Origin of the sequence: Bordetella genomosp. 10, from assembly GCF_002261225.1 — a bacterium.
Taxonomy (GTDB): domain Bacteria; phylum Pseudomonadota; class Gammaproteobacteria; order Burkholderiales; family Burkholderiaceae_B; genus Bordetella_C.
On record NZ_NEVM01000001.1, the window covers coordinates 2,042,176 to 2,057,416 of the forward strand.

The 15,241-nt window shown below is 66.9% G+C and carries 14 protein-coding genes; 10 read left to right on the forward strand and 4 right to left on the reverse strand.

Annotated elements, in window-relative coordinates; genetic code table 11:
- The first annotated feature begins 31 nt into the window (after positions 1-31).
- On the forward strand, positions 32-295 hold the full coding sequence (locus CAL29_RS08910; RefSeq protein ID WP_094852513.1) for a helix-turn-helix domain-containing protein: 264 nt from the start codon (positions 32-34) through the stop codon (positions 293-295).
- Positions 296-300: 5 nt separating this feature from the next.
- Positions 301-1,521: a type II toxin-antitoxin system HipA family toxin gene (locus CAL29_RS08915; RefSeq protein WP_094852514.1), complete on the forward strand. Its 1,221-nt coding sequence runs from the start codon at positions 301-303 to the stop codon at positions 1,519-1,521.
- A gap of 48 nt (positions 1,522-1,569) precedes the next feature.
- Here the strand turns inward: CAL29_RS08915 and CAL29_RS08920 are convergent, their stop codons facing one another.
- On the reverse strand, positions 1,570-2,553 hold the full coding sequence (locus CAL29_RS08920; protein ID WP_094852515.1) for a Bug family tripartite tricarboxylate transporter substrate binding protein: 984 nt from the start codon (positions 2,551-2,553) through the stop codon (positions 1,570-1,572).
- Between the two features lie 113 nt (positions 2,554-2,666).
- On the opposite strand from CAL29_RS08920, the gene CAL29_RS31285 reads away from it, so the two are divergent.
- Positions 2,667-3,338, forward strand: coding sequence for a hypothetical protein (locus CAL29_RS31285; RefSeq protein WP_143277640.1), 672 nt, complete (start codon positions 2,667-2,669; stop codon positions 3,336-3,338).
- 79 nt (positions 3,339-3,417) lie between these two features.
- Here the strand turns inward: CAL29_RS31285 and CAL29_RS08925 are convergent, their stop codons facing one another.
- The gene (locus CAL29_RS08925) at positions 3,418-4,404 is read right to left on the reverse strand and encodes a GlxA family transcriptional regulator (protein WP_094852516.1); all 987 of its coding nucleotides are present in this window, start codon (positions 4,402-4,404) and stop codon (positions 3,418-3,420) included.
- 463 nt (positions 4,405-4,867) lie between these two features.
- Between CAL29_RS08925 and CAL29_RS08930 the strand changes: the two genes are divergently transcribed.
- Positions 4,868-6,499 (forward strand): methyl-accepting chemotaxis protein, encoded by a 1,632-nt coding sequence (locus tag CAL29_RS08930; protein WP_179283948.1) that lies wholly within the window; start codon positions 4,868-4,870, stop codon positions 6,497-6,499.
- On the opposite strand, the gene CAL29_RS08935 is transcribed toward CAL29_RS08930, so the two are convergent.
- Positions 6,441-6,983: a chromate transporter gene (locus tag CAL29_RS08935; RefSeq protein ID WP_094852518.1), complete on the reverse strand. Its 543-nt coding sequence runs from the start codon at positions 6,981-6,983 to the stop codon at positions 6,441-6,443. The two genes, CAL29_RS08930 and CAL29_RS08935, sit on opposite strands and share 59 nt — an antisense overlap.
- 2 nt (positions 6,984-6,985) lie before the next feature.
- Entirely contained in the window at positions 6,986-7,588 is a 603-nt protein-coding gene (locus CAL29_RS08940; protein WP_373559708.1) for a chromate transporter, read from the reverse strand.
- 400 nt (positions 7,589-7,988) lie between these two features.
- Between CAL29_RS08940 and bioA the strand changes: the two genes are divergently transcribed.
- From bioA to CAL29_RS08970, 6 genes are all read left to right on the forward strand, one after another.
- Positions 7,989-9,329 (forward strand): adenosylmethionine--8-amino-7-oxononanoate transaminase, encoded by a 1,341-nt coding sequence (gene bioA, locus CAL29_RS08945; protein ID WP_094852520.1) that lies wholly within the window; start codon positions 7,989-7,991, stop codon positions 9,327-9,329.
- Between the two features lie 5 nt (positions 9,330-9,334).
- A complete protein-coding gene (gene bioF / locus CAL29_RS08950; RefSeq protein WP_094852811.1) occupies positions 9,335-10,534 on the forward strand; it encodes an 8-amino-7-oxononanoate synthase in 1,200 nt (399 codons plus the stop codon).
- 146 nt (positions 10,535-10,680) lie between these two features.
- Positions 10,681-11,394, forward strand: coding sequence for a dethiobiotin synthase (bioD, locus tag CAL29_RS08955; protein WP_256977271.1), 714 nt, complete (start codon positions 10,681-10,683; stop codon positions 11,392-11,394).
- An 82-nt stretch (positions 11,395-11,476) separates the two neighbouring features.
- The gene (locus CAL29_RS08960) at positions 11,477-12,385 is read left to right on the forward strand and encodes a LysR family transcriptional regulator (RefSeq protein ID WP_179283949.1); all 909 of its coding nucleotides are present in this window, start codon (positions 11,477-11,479) and stop codon (positions 12,383-12,385) included.
- Positions 12,386-12,481: 96 nt separating this feature from the next.
- A complete protein-coding gene (locus CAL29_RS08965; RefSeq protein WP_094852523.1) occupies positions 12,482-13,825 on the forward strand; it encodes an MFS transporter in 1,344 nt (447 codons plus the stop codon).
- On the forward strand, positions 13,809-15,215 hold the full coding sequence (locus CAL29_RS08970; RefSeq protein WP_094852524.1) for an amidase: 1,407 nt from the start codon (positions 13,809-13,811) through the stop codon (positions 15,213-15,215). The genes CAL29_RS08965 and CAL29_RS08970 overlap by 17 nt, the downstream gene beginning before the upstream one ends.
- Positions 15,216-15,241: the final 26 nt, after the last annotated feature.

A 15,241-nucleotide genomic window follows, 5' to 3' on the forward strand; every position in this document is an offset into this window, starting at 1 on the left:
AAATGGAGGAGTAACCAAGAAAATGCAAGCTATGACTGACAAAATCCGCCTCCTGAGTGACTTGGCTCCCCTCTTGAAAGCCTTGCGGGAATCCGCCGGGCTTTCAAAGTCCGAGCTCGCTCAACGCGCCGGCAAAGTCCGGGAAGTCATCTATCGCCTCGAGTCGGGCGAGGACGTTACGGTTTCGTCGTTGCTGGCGGTGTTGGGGGCGATGGGGCTGGCGCTGCAGATCGTCAAAGCGGGCCTGCCTACGATGCAGGAAGTCGCCGATCGCTTCGCCGAAGACGAGGAATAACCGGGATGCTGCCCGAGAAGATTCCCGAGCTGCAGATTTCAATCGGGCGCGATGCCAACGCCGGACAACTGCTCAAGCGGTCGAGATATGAATTCCGCTACCTGGCACCACAATTTGATCAATCGTCCGTTGCATTGCTGATGCCCGCCAGCGCGCAGCTCACCTGGCAAGACAGCGATCTGTTCCCGGTCATGGACCAGAATCTTCCCGAGGGGGATTTGTGGCACCGACTGCGAGCAGCTTTTCCCAAGCAGCCGCTCACCCCCATGCACTTGCTTGCCTTGATCGGCAATAACGGCATAGGTCGACTTGGCTACCGTCTGCCAGGCAGTCCTGCCGTGGCGGCGGCGCCGATCATGACCAAGGAAACGCTGCTGAACACGGCCTACACGCCCGAGGTGTTCGATGACCTTGTGCAGGCGTATCTCAGCACAGGAGCGGGAATCGCGGGAATGCAACCCAAGATCATGGTCCCGGATCGAGCCACGGTGCCGATCCCGTCGTTGATCGTCAAGGCGGGGAGTCCAGCTTATCCCGGGCTGGCCGCCAACGAATATCTGTGCCTGACGGCCGCGCGGCTCGCAGGCATCGCCACGCCAGAGTTTGCGCTCTCCCACGACGGGCAGATGCTGGTGCTGGACCGCTTCGACCTGGTAGCAACCGCGGATGGCGGCGTCGAGCGCCTGGGCTTCGAGGACATCGCCGCGCTAGCAGGCTTACGCGTGCGCGACGTGCTGGCCGACCGCAAGTACCAGGGGAGCTACCAGCGTGTGGCCGAACTGCTCAAGCAATTGCAGTTGCCCCGAGTCAATCTGCACCGCTTCTTCGAGCAGGTGGCCTTCACCGTCATGGTTCGCAATGGCGATGGCCACCTGAAGAACTATGGGGTGCTGTACCGATCCGCCGAGGATGCCTGGCTGGCGCCCATGTTCGATGTCGTCACCACCTCGATCTATCGCTACGCTCGCTACGATGGCGGTCCGGAACTGGAAGACCGTACGCTGGCGTTGAAGCTCTTCGCGGGCAAGCACCAGACCCGGACCTACCCCACGCCCGATGAGTTGCTGTTGTTCGGCAGCAAGGTCTGCGAAGTCAGCAATCCCCGCGAGGCCTTGCAGCGCATCGCGGACGGCATGCGCGAGGCGATGCGGCAGGCCAAGCAGGATGCGCGTATTCCGGACGCCTTGCGCACGGCCATGGCGACGGCTTGGGGGCTGGCCGGCTGACCGTGACGTGCCGCCGGCGAGCCCCCGGCGGCGCGTGATCGTGGCGGTTTATTCCGGCTTCAGCATGCCTGACGAGATCAGGGGCTGGAGCTTGGCTTCTTCGGCCGCGATGATCTTCGAGGCCTGGTCCAGCGTGGAGGGGACGACTTCCGAGCCTACGGCCTGGAGCGCGCGTTTGACGTCGGGGTCGGCGACCGCTTTGGTCAGGGCGTCGTTCAAGGCCTGGCGGATGGCCAGGGGCGTTCCCTTGGGGACCATCAGGGCTGAATAGGTGACCATTTCGAAATGGGTTTTGGTCAGTTCCGCGACCGTAGGCGTGTCGGGGACGCCGGGCGCGCGCTTGATGGAAGTGACGGCCAGCGGCAGCACGGTATGCGCGTCGATCTGCGGCTGCGAGCTCGTCAATTGATCGACCATCGCGTCGACCTGGCCGCCCACCAGGTCGCTGAGCGCCGGCGCGGAGCCCTTGTACGGGATCAGGTTCAGCTTGATGCCGAAATCGCGCTCCATCATCAGGGCCGCGATCTGGTTGGTGGTGCCGTTGCCGGCATGGCTGACGGAAATGTCGTTGGGATGCGCTTTCGCGTAGGCGAGGAAACTGCTGAAGTCCTTGATGCCTTTCTTGTTATGGGCATTGACCTCCAGCACGGACGGCGCGACCGCGAGCATGCCGACCGGCTCGAGATCGCTCAGCTTGACCTTGGTCGACGGCACCATGACGGGATTCACGACCAGCGGGACGACGGTCGTGGATAGCACGGTATAGCCATCCGGATTCGAGCGCGCAGCATAACCGGCGCCGATGGATCCGCCCGCGCCGCCCATATTCTCGACGACCAGCGAGGCCTTCATGATGCGCGCCATCGCGGTGGTGATGGCGCGCGTCGTAATGTCGAGATTGCCGCCCGGAACATAAGGAACGATTACACGGATCGGTTTATCGGGATAATCGGCGGCAAGCGCCGCCGTCGAACAGAAAGACAACGCCACGGCGAGACCGAGCGCCTTGACCCCAATGGAAAACTTCTTCATGTAAATCTCCAAACGTTCTGGTTTTAAACAACACCGGGGAATCTCTTTCCCCGGATATACAAATCGGTCCCGATGGGACGCGAATGCATTCCTGACGGCGCGAGTGCCGCGCCATGCTCGATTCGAAGACGATGCGATCCCGCCGCCACAAGGCGTGGCGGATCACGCTCGACCACCCATCGGGCCAAGCCGGCTGGTATGGCCTCTCAGACCTTTGCGGTTTTTGCGGTCTTTACGGCTTTTGCGAAATCGCCGGGTTGCCGGCCGGCACGGCCCGCAAGGGCGCGTTGTTCGCGGGAAGCGGCGCGTGGGCGTGGCAGGTCGCGGCCGCGAACAAGCAGCCTGGTGCAGGCGCGCTTCCCGCTCCGCTTCGGGTCACCGGTCTCCGTTCGGTGAAATTTTTAAAAATATGCTTTAGATGCAGGGCCTTACGAGGAATGAGGCGCCAAGCGGCCAGGCGGCGCGGCGGCTTGGATCGTGAAGAGGAAGATGCTAATCAGGATGCACGGTTCCGCATTGCCAATTTGAGAACGCGGTTTTTCCCGCGCAGCAAGGAGGCGTCGTCCTTGAACATTCGCGCCGCTGCGCCATGCCTGCCCGGTCGCGTCTCAACGCGAGTCAGCGTCCGCGTGGTTCATGATCGACAAGGACGCGGGGTCGCGAAGGCCACGGGCTCGAAACAGAGACAAGGCGAAAAAATCGATTCGAAAGAAATGCCGGTATCCGTAAATCGGATAACTGAAACTAGCGCAACCGTATTACTCCCGCGGCGGGTAGGCGAATAAACGATATTCCCAAGCCCCGTATCCGGAAGCCACGCACCCCACTCGAAGTCAATACCCGGCCGTCGCCCTGTCGTTTTTATTATTTACGATTTCTATAAACACTGGGACTTACGTTCCAACGTTTCCTGAATCCACGCTGCAAGGAATCCGTGGAGACGAATCCGCATTCCCGCGCAATATCGTCGATGCCCCAGTCCGTCTCGATCAATAAGGACGCGGCATATTCAAGCCGCATGGCAAGCACATAAGCGTGCGGCGTCATGCCGATCTCGCGGGTAAATACGCGATTGAAATTCCGCACGCTCATCGAGACCTTGTCCGCGAGCGTTTCGGCGCGGAGATCCTTCGACAGGTTCTGCTGGATCCAGGGCAGCAATTCCCGTATGGCGCTGCGCGGCCGGGCCTGGCTGTCGAGCAGCGTGCTGACCTGCGGCGCGGTTCCCGGTCGTATGCTGGGCAGCACGAGCGTGCGGGCAATGTCGACCGCGCACTCCCTGCCGAGATCGTCCTCGACAAGCGCAAGGGCAAGGTCCATCGCCGGCATGATGCCGCCACAGGACCAGATATTCCCATCCCGGACGAAGATGCGGTCACGAACCAGTTCCACGTTGGGAAAATGGCTGCGGAGATGATCGCAATGCGCCCAATGGGTGGCGCAGCGCCGTCCCTCCAGCAGATTGGCGCGGCCCAGCGCATAGACGCCCGTGTAAATACAGACCATGCGGCGGGCGGTGGCCGCCGCCGTCTTGATCCAATCCACCAGGTCTTCCCGGACCAGCTCCTTCTGGACGATTTCGGAGGGGCCGCTCGCGACGATCAATGTGTCTATGCTCTGCGGTTCGATCGATCGCCATGAACCGTGCGAAACGATGGGAAATCCGGAATTGGTATGGATTTCCCCCTGCCGGTCCGCGAGGATGCTGATCTGGTAGCTGCCCGGCTGCTTTGCATTGGCTTTTGAAAAAATACTCGCGGGACCCGCAATATCGAGAACCTCTACGCCGTCAAACGCGATAAGAACAACAGACTTTGTTGTAAATGGGTGACATGTCCCGTTCTGCGGCATATTTGTCCGAAATTATTATCTGAAATGCGATACACATCGTAACTAACCTCTCGGCTGGACATCTGTTCCGGCGAGGCGAATAGAAGATAGCAGACTTCATTGATTTTCCGCAGCGGTTTGGTTCGACAAAAATGAAGGCTGACGCTTCCAGCAAGAAATCATCGATTCTTGCGTTCTCCGCATGTTTTCCCACGGCGGCAGGTTTGCCGGCGGCCCTGTGCTTTCCTGACGAGAGCGGCCGCGCCATTTTCAAAACGAAAACCCAGGCAAGGCGCCCGCCGAGGCGAGCGGGCTGCCGGGCCCATGGTTTCCGAAACGATTCAAACCCCGGACGGTTTCCCCGGCGCAGGGCGCCGATCAAAAAAATGACAAGGGATTTTTGAAAATCTCGCTTCATCGTTTTGGATGAAGTTATTGCACAGTTGCGGTTCGATAAGGAAAGACCATGGCGTGGCTCAGAAAAATGAAAGTCATCCAACAACTGCTGGCGGGATTTTCCGTCGTCATCGTGCTGTTGATTGCACTGGGCCTGTTCGGCTTGAAGGAGCTGTATTCGCAGAACGGCCATGTCGCGAAACTGCGCGATGAATGGCTGCCCAGCGTGCAGACCAGCCAGGAATTGCTGAGCGCGTTCCGGGACATCCGTATTTCGCAGTTTCGGCTGGCGGGAAGCCAGACGCCCCCGGTCATCGAGGCTTCGGAGGAGCAACTGGCCAAGACCGTCACCGAGCTGCAACGCGTGCAGAAGGCCTATGAAGCCATCGATGGCGGCACGCCCGAGAGCCGGGCGGCCTATGAGAAATTGAATTCGCTGTTGCCGGGGTATCTGCGATACAGCGACGCCGTGCGCGATTTCGTCAAGGCCGGGAAGAACCTGGAGGCGGTCGAATTCCTGTCGTCCAGCACGACGGAATTGCGCGACCAGATACACGACGCCATCGGGGCCATCATCCGGGCGGACAGCGCGGGAGCGGTCCAGGAAGGCGCCGCCTCCGAGGCCGGCTACCAGCGCGCGATGACGGCGATACTCGTCTGCATCGCCGTCGCCGTCGTGCTGGGCGCGCTCGTCGCCATCTTCATCGCCAGGACGCTGACCCGGCAACTGGGCGGCGAGCCGCGCGAGGCCGTGGCGCTGGCCGACGCCATCGCCTCGGGCGATCTCAGCAGCGAGGTGAAGTTGCGCAACGGCGATCGCGTCAGCCTGATGTACTCGCTCAGCGTCATGAAGAGCCGCCTCGCGGACATGGTCCGCCGGATCCAGACGGCCAGCGAATCCATTTCGGTGGCCGCCGGCCAGATTGCCGAGGGCAACACCGACCTGTCCCAGCGCACGGAAGAGCAGGCCGCTTCGCTGGAGCAGACGGCCGCCAGCCTGCATGAACTGGCCGCCACCGTGCAGAGCAGCGCCGGCCATGCGTCGCAGGCCGCCGGCCTGTCCGAGAACGCGTCGAATACGGCGCAGCGCGGCGGCGAGGTGATGGAGAACGTCATCCAGACGGTGGCGGGGATTTCCGACAGCTCGGCCAAGGTGGCGAACATCATCGGCGTCATCGAAGGCATCGCCTTCCAGACCAATATCCTTGCGCTCAACGCCGCGGTGGAGGCCGCGCGCGCGGGCGAGCAGGGCAAGGGATTCGCCGTGGTGGCGAGCGAGGTGCGGACGCTGGCCCAGCGCAGCGCCACCGCGGCCAAGGAGATCAAGGGCCTCATCGACGAATCGGTCTCCCGCGTCGACGCCGGTTCGCAGTTGGTCCGGGACGCCGGCGCCACCATCAACGACATCGTGGGGTCGGTCAGGCAGGTGACGGAACTGGTGCATGAGATCTCCCGGGCCGCCGCCGAGCAGAGCACCGGCATCAGCCAGATCAATACCGCGATGAACCAGATGGACAACGTCACGCAGAGCAATGCGGCCCTGGTCGAAGAAGCCTCGGCGGCCGCCCAGGCCATGAATCAGCAGGCGCGCGAGCTGCTCGACGTCATTGCGATATTCCGCCTGCAAGGCGGTGCCGCCGCCGGCGGCGCGCCGGCGCGGCTTACCAGCTTGCGAGCCCTGCCAGGTTCAGTCCCGCCAGCACTCCTCCCCCAGCGATGACCAGCAGCAGGGGATTCAGCCGTGTCCGCACCATGAGCAGCGTCGAAAACACCGCGATGGCGCGGGCGGCCCAGCCGCCTTCCAGCGACAGGAACAGCACGTAGACCGCCGCCGCGATCATGCCGGCGGCGATCGGCCGCAGGCCGGCTTCCAGCGCGAGCTGCCAGCGGGCGCCCTGGTGGCGGCGCCAGAGGTAGGCCACGCCGTAGATCAGGAAGGCGGTGGGCAGGAAAATGGAGAGCGTGCCGACGACCGCGCCCCAGAAGCCGTACACGTGCCAGCCGATCAGCGTGACCAGGAGCGAGCCCGGGCCCGGCGCCAGGCGGGCCATGGCGAAGGCGTTCATGAATTCCTGGACCGTCATCCAGTGATGGACGTCGACGACCTGGCGCTGGATTTCGGCGACGGTGGCCTGTCCACCGCCGATGGTGACCAGCGACAGCGGGGCGAAGACCGCGAATAGTCCCCAGAGCGGGCGCTGCATGGTCAGATCCCCTTGCCCGCGGCGAGACGCCGGTATTCGATCGCCACGCTGAGCACGCCTTCCACCAGCACCACCCACAGCAATGGCCAGTGCAGCAGGCCGACCCCCGCGAACGTCGTGACGGCGAAGATCACCGGCGCCAGGCGGCGAGGGATGCGTCGCAGCGCCGTGATAGCCATGGCGGCGGACAAGCCGATGGCCGCCGCCGCCGCCCCCGCCAGGGCGATGCTCGTCAATGGGTATTGCAGGATGGTGGAAAACAGGATGGCGAGCAGGATGATGAACACCGCGGGCGGGAAAATGATCCCGCAGAATCCCGCCACCGCGCCCCACGGTCCCGCCAGCTTGAAGCCGATCCAGATCGCCATGTTCTTGACGTTGACGCCCGGCAGCGCCTGCGAAAGCGAAAGGCCGTTGAGGAAATCCTCCTCGCTGATCCAGTGGCGGTCCTGCACGAATTCGCGCAACAGCCAGCCGCTCAATCCGCCGCCGAAGCTGGTGAGACCGATGCGGGAAAAAATCAGGAAAAGGCGCCAGGCCGTGGGTCTTTGCGCGTCGATCGCGTGGGTGCTTTGCATGGGGGAGGCCGGGCCGGGCGGACGCATCGACCCATGTCGGCGCCTGCCCTGGAAAATAAGCGGCAGACTAGCCGCGACGGGATGACATTGTCCTGTAATCGCGGGGTCACAGGGCCATGCTGGATGCATCGGAGCGCCGGCTCGGCATGCCGATTGGGCGAGAAGGAGGGCGGCCGGGCGCTTAGTCGCAAAAGAGCCGGCACCATCCATGTCCCGACTGATCCGCGTGCGAGGGAATCATTTAGAAACAATATGGGGGCGGCCCTTCGCTTCGCGACATAACCGGCAAGATCGCGTCACGGGGCCCGCAAAATCCGGCAATTCCTTGAGGTTGTCGACAACACACACCCAAAATTCCGTAAACGCCACGTTTGCATCACCGCATGCGCCTCCCTACGATCGCCGCCGTCATTCCCCGGAGGTCCGTATGCAGCTACCCGATCCCGGCCTGGCGGCGCGCAGCCTGCGCGCCGTCTGGCATCCCTGCACGCAGATGAAACACCATGAGCGCATCCCGCTGCTGCCGATCGCGCGCGGCCAGGGCGCGTGGCTGTACGACACGGAGGGCAGGCGCTACCTGGACGGCATCAGTTCCTGGTGGGTCAACCTGTTCGGCCATGCCCATCCCGCCATCAACGCCGCCGTGGCGGACCAGCTCGGCACGCTGGAGCACGTCATGCTCGCCGGCTGCACGCACGCGCCAGCCGTCATGCTGGCCGAGCGCCTGTCCGCATTGACCGGCGGCGCCCTGGGCCACGCGTTCTTCGCCTCGGACGGCGCCTCGGCGGTCGAGATCGCCCTGAAGATGAGTTTCCACTTCTGGCGCAACCGAGGCCAGGCCGCGAAGCGGGATTTCGTCTGCATCGACAACGGTTATCACGGCGAGACGCTGGGCGCCCTGGCCGTCACCGACGTGGCGCTGTTTCGCGACGCCTACGGGCCCTTGCTGCGCCACGCGCATCGGGCGCCGTCGCCGGACGCCCGGCTGGCGGCGCCGGGCGAGTCGGCTGCGGATGCCGCGGCGCGCGCCCTGGCCGGGGTAGCCAGGCTGTTCGAAGCGCGCGCTGGCCAGCTCGCCGCCATCATCGTGGAGCCGCTGGTGCAGTGCGCCGCCGGCATGGCCATGCACGATCCCTCGTATCTGCGCGGCTTGCGCGAACTGTGCGACGCATACGGCGTGCACCTCATCGCCGACGAGATCGCGGTCGGCTTCGGCCGCACCGGCACCTTCTTCGCGCACGAGCAGGCCGGCATCCGGCCCGACTTCCTGTGCCTGTCCAAGGGCATCAGCGGCGGCTATCTGCCCCTGTCCGTGGTCTTGTCGACCGACGATATCCACGATGCCTTCTATGCCGACGAGACCGCGCGCGGCTTCCTGCATTCGCACTCCTACACCGGCAATCCGCTCGCCTGCCGGGCCGCCCTGGCCACCCTGGACCTGTTCGAGACCACGGACGCGATCGCCCGCAACCGCGCGCGCTTCGACGCCCTGGAGCAGGCCCTGGGCGCGCTGGCCTCGCATCCGCGCGTCACGCACCTGCGCCGCCGCGGCGCCATCCTGGCCTTCGACGTCGACGACCGCGCCCGGCCGGGCCAGCCCGGTTTCGCGCAACGGTACGCGCGGCATGCCCTGGCGGCGGGGGCGCTGCTGCGTCCCATCGGCCACACGGTCTACCTGATGCCGCCTTACATCCTCGACGACGAGGAGATCGCGCAACTGGCCTCCGCGACGATGATCGCCCTCGAACAAACCTTGCACGCCTCATGAACGCCATCCATCCCCTCGAAGCCCTGGACGCCGGCCTGGCGGATCTCCGCGCCCGCGGCCTGCAGCGCCGGCGCCGCACCGCCGACACGCCCTGCGCGCCCCGCATCCGCATCGACGGCCGCGACGTCGTCGCCTTCGCCAGCAACGACTACCTCGGCCTGGCGAATCATCCCGCACTGGTCGAGGCCCTGGCCGAAGGCGCGCGGCGCTACGGCGTGGGCAGCGGCGGCTCCCATTTGCTGGGCGGCCATTCCCGCGCCCATGCGCGGCTGGAGGACGCGCTGGCGGACTATTGCGGCGGCTTCGCCGGCAACCCGCGCGCGTTGTCGTTTTCCACCGGCTATATGGCGAACCTCGCCATGCTCACCGCGCTGGCGGGGCCGGGCGCGACCCTGTATTCCGATGCGCTGAACCACGCCTCGCTGATCGACGGCGCGCGCCTCGCCCGCGCGGCGGTGCGCGTCTATCCGCACGCGGACGCGGAGGCCTTGGGCGCGATGCTGGCGGATGACGAGGGCGACGGCGTCAAGGTCATCGTGACCGACGCCGTGTTCAGCATGGACGGCGACATCGCCCCGCTGGCGGACCTGCTGGCGCTGGCCGAACGGCACCGGGCATGGCTGGTGGTCGACGACGCCCACGGCTTCGGCGTGCAGGGCGGGGACGGCGCGGGTTCGGTGGCGGCCCTGGGCCTGCGCTCGCCCCTCCTGGTCTACATGGGCACGCTGGGCAAGGCGGCGGGCGTCGCGGGCGCCTTCGTCGTGGCGGAAGAGACGGTCATCGAATGGCTGATACAGCGGGCGCGCGCCTATATCTTCACCACCGCGGCCGCGCCGGCGCTGGCGCACGCGGCGACCCGGAGCGTCGACCTTATGCGCGGCGATGAAGGCGCAGCGCGGCGGGCGCGCCTGCTCGGCCATATCGAAGCGCTAGCCGAATACCTCGCCCGCCGGCCATATCGTACGGGCGCGGACGCGAAGGCGCCCGGCCTGCCGCGCTCATCCACCGCGATCCAGCCCCTGCTCGTCGGCGAGAACCAGGCGGCGCTGGACCTGGCCGATGCCCTGCTGGCGCAAGGCTTCTGGGCGCCCGCCGTCCGTCCGCCGACCGTGCCGCCCGGCACCGCGCGCCTGCGGCTGTCCTTGTCCGCCGCGCACGAGCCGGGCGACATCCAACGGTTCATCGAGGTCCTGTCCGCATCATGAGCGCGCCGGGCCGCCCCAAGCGCGAATCCTCCCTCGGGGAGGCGGTCGCGCAGCGACAGGAGGGCACAACCATGCACGCGCCGGGCCGCCCCAAGCGCGAATCCTCCCTCGGGGAGGAGGTCGCGCAGCGACAGGAGGGCAGTCCAGTGACTGTATTCCGCCTGTCCTATTTCGTCGCCGGCACCGATACCGAGATCGGCAAGACGCTGGCAAGCTGCGGCCTGCTGCGGGCCTTCGCCGGCCGGGGCCTCGCCACGGCGGCCATGAAGCCCATCGCCGCCGGCGCGGAGCAGGGCGACGACGGCGCGTGGCGCAACGAGGACGCGCAGGCGCTGGCCGCGTGCGCCACGGTGTCCGTGCCGCCCGCGCTGTCCACGCCTTATCTGCTGCGCGAACCCGCCGCGCCGCACCTGGCCGCCCGGCAGGCCGGCGCGGTCCTGGACATCGCCCATATCGTCCAGTGCCATCGCGACGTCCTGCCGCGCGCCGACGTCACCATCGTCGAAGGGGTCGGAGGTTTTCGCGTGCCCCTGGACGACCGCCTGGACACCGGCGACCTCGCCCGCGCGCTGGCCCTGCCGGTGATCCTGGTGGTCGGCATGCGGCTCGGCTGCCTCAGCCACGCCTTGCTGACGGCCGAGGCCATCGGCAACAGCGGCCTGCGCCTGGCCGGCTGGATCGCCAACACGGTGGATCCCGGCATGCGCTTCCTCCCGCAAAACGTCGATACCCTGCGCGACCGCTTCGCCCGCGATTACGCGGCGCCGCTGCTGGGCGAGATCCCCCGGCTGGACGCGCCCACCGGCGCCGCGGCGGCGGCCTGCCTGGATGTCGAACCGTTGCTGAAGCATTCCCCGTAAAAAAGGAGGGACGCCGCGCCCCTCGTCCGCGCTACAAGCTACGATGTCGCCGAAATCGCTTCCTTTCGTCCGACATCCGACCATGATCAATCTGAGGCATATCGAAGTCTTCTACGCGATCATGCATACCGGCTCGATCACCGGCGCCGCGCGCAGCCTGAACGTGACCCAGCCGGCCGTGAGCGCCGTGCTCAAGCACCTGGAGGCCAGGCTCGGCATGCCGCTGTTCCTGCGCTCGCACGGCCGCCTGACGCCGACGCCGGAAGCGCAGGCCCTGCTGCCCGACGTGGCGGCCATCTTCGAGCGCCTGGGCGCGGTCGAGCGGCTGAGCCAGGACCTCGCGGGCGGCCTCAAGGGCACGCTCAGCGTGGCCGCGACGTCGCCCATCGCCAATGGCTTCCTGGCGCGCGCCGTCGCCACCTTCTCGCGCCAGCGGCCGGGGGTGCGGATTGCGCTGCAGGCCCTCAGTTCGCCCCTGGTGGTGGAGCGTGTCATGCAGTCCGAAGTGGACCTGGGCATCGTCTACCAGCCCGTCGACAACCCGGCGGTCGACGCCAGCGTCCTGACCTCGGCGAGCATCGCCTGCGTGCTGCCGGACACACATCCGCTGGCCGCCCAGGCGTCGATAAGCATCGCCGATCTGGCGGGCGTCCCGGTCATCACCTACATGCCGCAGGCCCTGCTGCGGCCCTACGTGGACCGGGCCTGTGCGCAGGCCGGCTGCGCGCTGACGATCAGCGTCGAAACCGGCCTGTCGGTCACGGGGATCATGCTGGCCTACCACGGCGCCGGCGTGGCGCTGGTCGAGCCGGAACTGCTGGCGTCGATGCCCCTGCCGGGGCTGGTCAGCCGCCCCCTGGCGCCGGCGGTGCAACTGCAAAGCGTGCTGCTGACGCACAGAAGCCGCCCGGTGTCGCGCGTCATGGACGAGTTCATGACGCATCTGCGCGCCATGCTGGCCGCCGACGAGGCGTCGCGCGCCGCAACATAAGCCTGGTTTATGGCCTGCCATGAATTGGTGAATTTCCCCGGACAGGCCTAGCGCGTACAGTGGCCCGCACTATTTGAATAACATCGCGAGGCGGAAATGGCGCAAACTCCCCCGGGCAATCTTGCCCGCACCGTGGCCTGGGCCAGCTTTATCGGCACGGCGGTCGAGTGGTACGACTTCTTTCTCTACGGCATCGCATCGGCCGTGGTCTTCAGCAAGCTCTTCTTTCCCAACTACGATCCCCTGGTCGGGACGCTGATTTCCTTTTCGACCTTCGCCGTCGGCTACCTGGCCCGGCCCTTCGGCGGCGCGCTGTTCGGCCACATCGGCGACCGCGTCGGCCGCAAGTCGGTGCTGGTGGCCACGCTGCTGATCATGGGCGTATCGACCACCCTGGTCGGCCTGTTGCCCACCTATGACCGCATCGGCATCTGGGCGCCCATCGCCTTGCTGGTGCTGCGCCTGCTGCAAGGCATCGCCGTGGGCGGGGAGTGGGGCGGCGCGGTCCTGATGGCGGTGGAGCATGCGCCGCCGAACCGGCGCGCGCTGTACGGCAGCGCCGCGCACATGGGCGCGCCGGCCGGCCTGATCCTGTCCACGGGCACCTTCGCGGCCTTTGCCCTCATGCCGCAGGAGGCCTTCCTCGCCTGGGGCTGGCGTATTCCTTTCCTGCTCAGCATCGTGTTGCTGTGCGTGGGGCTGTTCATCCGCTTGAAGATCACGGAGTCGCCCGCCTTCGAGAAGCTCAAGGCCGAGGGCGGCCAATCGCAGCGGCCGGTCAGCGAAGTCTTGCGCAGCCCCGGCAATATCGTGCGGGTCGCCTTGCTGCGATGTATCGACGGCGTCGGCTCCAGCACCTACTCTTTCTTCGCCGCGACCTATGCGGTGGGCCACCTGGGTTTTTCCACCAGCGTCAGCACCATGGGCAACGTCATCGGCGGCGCCGTCGGCCTGGTCTCGGTCCCCATCGCCGCCCGCCTGTCCGACCGCTACGGCCGCCGGCGCGTCTACATGGCCTATGTCACCTTCGCCATGCTGATCGTATTCCCGGTCATGTGGTTGATCGACTCCGGCGTGCCCGCGCTGTTCTGGCTGGCGATGGCGTTGGGATTGGGCGTGGCCAACTACGGCCAGTATGGATCGGTGTCGGCCTATTTCGCGGAGCTGTTCGACACCAAGGTCCGCTATTCGGGGGCGTCGATCGGCTACCAGTTCGGCGGCGCCATCTTCAACGGCACCGCGCCGCTGGTGGCGACGGCGCTGACGGCCTGGTCGGGCTCCATCTGGCCCATCGGCGGCTTTATCGCGCTGTCGGCGGTGGTCAGCCTTGCGACGGCCTGGCTGTCGCCGGAAACCAGCCGCCGCGACATCACGGTGGACGCGCCGGCCGCGCCCGCGACGGCGGCCGATATGGGAGCGCGCCATGTCCTTGGCCGCTGATCCCGTCGTCGCCGCCGGCGGTATCGCCGCCTATGGGCAAGCGCTGCGTGCGGGCAGGCTGAGCGCGGCGGCGGCGGTGTCCGCCTACCTGGCCCGCATCGAAGCGGTGGACGGGGCGATCGGCGCCTACGAATACGTGGACGGCGCGGGCGCCCTGGCGGCGGCCCGCGCGGTGGACAGTGCCCTGGCGGCGGGGCGCGACCCCGGACCGCTGGCGGGACTGCCGGTATCGATCAAGGACAACTTCGCCGTCGCCGGCATGCCGGCCCATGCGGGCACGCGGGTTCCCATCGAGGACTTGATGCCGCGCGAGGAGGGCAGCTTCGTGCGGCGCCTGCGCGAACTCGGTTGCGTGATCCTGGGCAAGACCCGCAGCGTCGAGTTCGCGCTGGGCATCACGGGGTTGAGCGCGCCGCGCGGCGCGCCGCGCAATCCCTGGGACCCGGAACTGGAACGGGTCACCGGCGGCTCCAGCTCCGGCGCGGCCGCGGCCATGGGCGCTGGCCTTTGCGCGCTCGCCGTCGGCACGGACACCGGCGGCAGCGTGCGCGTGCCCGCCGCCTTGTGCGGCCGGGTGGGGCTGAAGACGAGCGCGGGCCGCTGGCCGCTGGACGGCGTCCTGCCGCTTTCGCACGCCCTGGACACCATAGGCCTGATCGCCGCCAGCGCCGCGGATGCCGCGCAGGCCTATGCGGCGGTGCAGGGCGTCGACGTTCCCGCGCCGCCAGATCTGGCCGGCGTGGCGTTCGGCCTGCCGCGTTCCTATTTCTATCGCGGCCTGGCGCCGGAAATCGCCGCCGCGACGACGTCGGCGCTGGAAGCGTTGACGCGCGCGGGCGCGGTGCTGCGCGAGGTCGACACGCCCGAGGCCGAGGGCCGCGACGCCTATTTCCCCGTGGCGCTGCCCGCCAGCCTGATCGGGCTGCTGGGCGCCGAACGTTTCCGCGCCCAGCGCGGCCGCATGGATCCGCTGGTCGCCGCGCGCGGCGATCGCGGCCTCGACGTGACGGCGGAACAGCTCGCGGCACTGGAAGCCGCGCGGGCGGCGCATGCGGCTGCCGCCGCCCGGCGTTTCGTGGACTGCGCCGCATGGCTCACGCCGACCACGACCGTGACCGCGCCCACGGTGTCGGAACTGGCGGACAAGGACAGGAACTGGACGCTGGCCATGGGCATGACGCAGTGCTCCCAGCCCGTGAATTACCTGGATCTGTGCGCCGTGAGCGTGCCGCTGCCGCGGCCGGGCGCCATGCCGGCCGGCTTGCAGATCGTCGTTCCGCGCGGAGAGGAAGGCCGGGCCCTGGCGTTGGCGCGGGCGATCGAAGCCTGCCTGGGCCCGCAGCCCGGCGCGGACATGGAGACTTTCATGCGGTCCTCGCGGCCGCGATAGCGTGACGCCGCGGGCGGCCCCGGCGC

Excerpts from the sequence above, each read along its gene's own strand:
- CAL29_RS08910 (WP_094852513.1), top strand. The coding sequence starts at position 32 with ATGACTGACAAAATCCGCCTCCTGAGTGACTTGGCTCCCCTCTTGAAA.
- CAL29_RS08915 (WP_094852514.1), top strand. The coding sequence starts at position 301 with ATGCTGCCCGAGAAGATTCCCGAGCTGCAGATTTCAATCGGGCGCGAT.
- CAL29_RS08920 (WP_094852515.1), bottom strand. The coding sequence starts at position 2,553 with ATGAAGAAGTTTTCCATTGGGGTCAAGGCGCTCGGTCTCGCCGTGGCG.
- CAL29_RS31285 (WP_143277640.1), top strand. The coding sequence starts at position 2,667 with ATGCTCGATTCGAAGACGATGCGATCCCGCCGCCACAAGGCGTGGCGG.
- CAL29_RS08925 (WP_094852516.1), bottom strand. The coding sequence starts at position 4,404 with ATGCCGCAGAACGGGACATGTCACCCATTTACAACAAAGTCTGTTGTT.
- CAL29_RS08930 (WP_179283948.1), top strand. The coding sequence starts at position 4,868 with ATGAAAGTCATCCAACAACTGCTGGCGGGATTTTCCGTCGTCATCGTG.
- CAL29_RS08935 (WP_094852518.1), bottom strand. The coding sequence starts at position 6,983 with ATGCAGCGCCCGCTCTGGGGACTATTCGCGGTCTTCGCCCCGCTGTCG.
- CAL29_RS08940 (WP_373559708.1), bottom strand. The coding sequence starts at position 7,588 with ATGCGTCCGCCCGGCCCGGCCTCCCCCATGCAAAGCACCCACGCGATC.
- bioA (WP_094852520.1), top strand. The coding sequence starts at position 7,989 with ATGCAGCTACCCGATCCCGGCCTGGCGGCGCGCAGCCTGCGCGCCGTC.
- CAL29_RS08960 (WP_179283949.1), top strand. The coding sequence starts at position 11,477 with ATGATCAATCTGAGGCATATCGAAGTCTTCTACGCGATCATGCATACC.
- CAL29_RS08965 (WP_094852523.1), top strand. The coding sequence starts at position 12,482 with ATGGCGCAAACTCCCCCGGGCAATCTTGCCCGCACCGTGGCCTGGGCC.
- CAL29_RS08970 (WP_094852524.1), top strand. The coding sequence starts at position 13,809 with ATGTCCTTGGCCGCTGATCCCGTCGTCGCCGCCGGCGGTATCGCCGCC.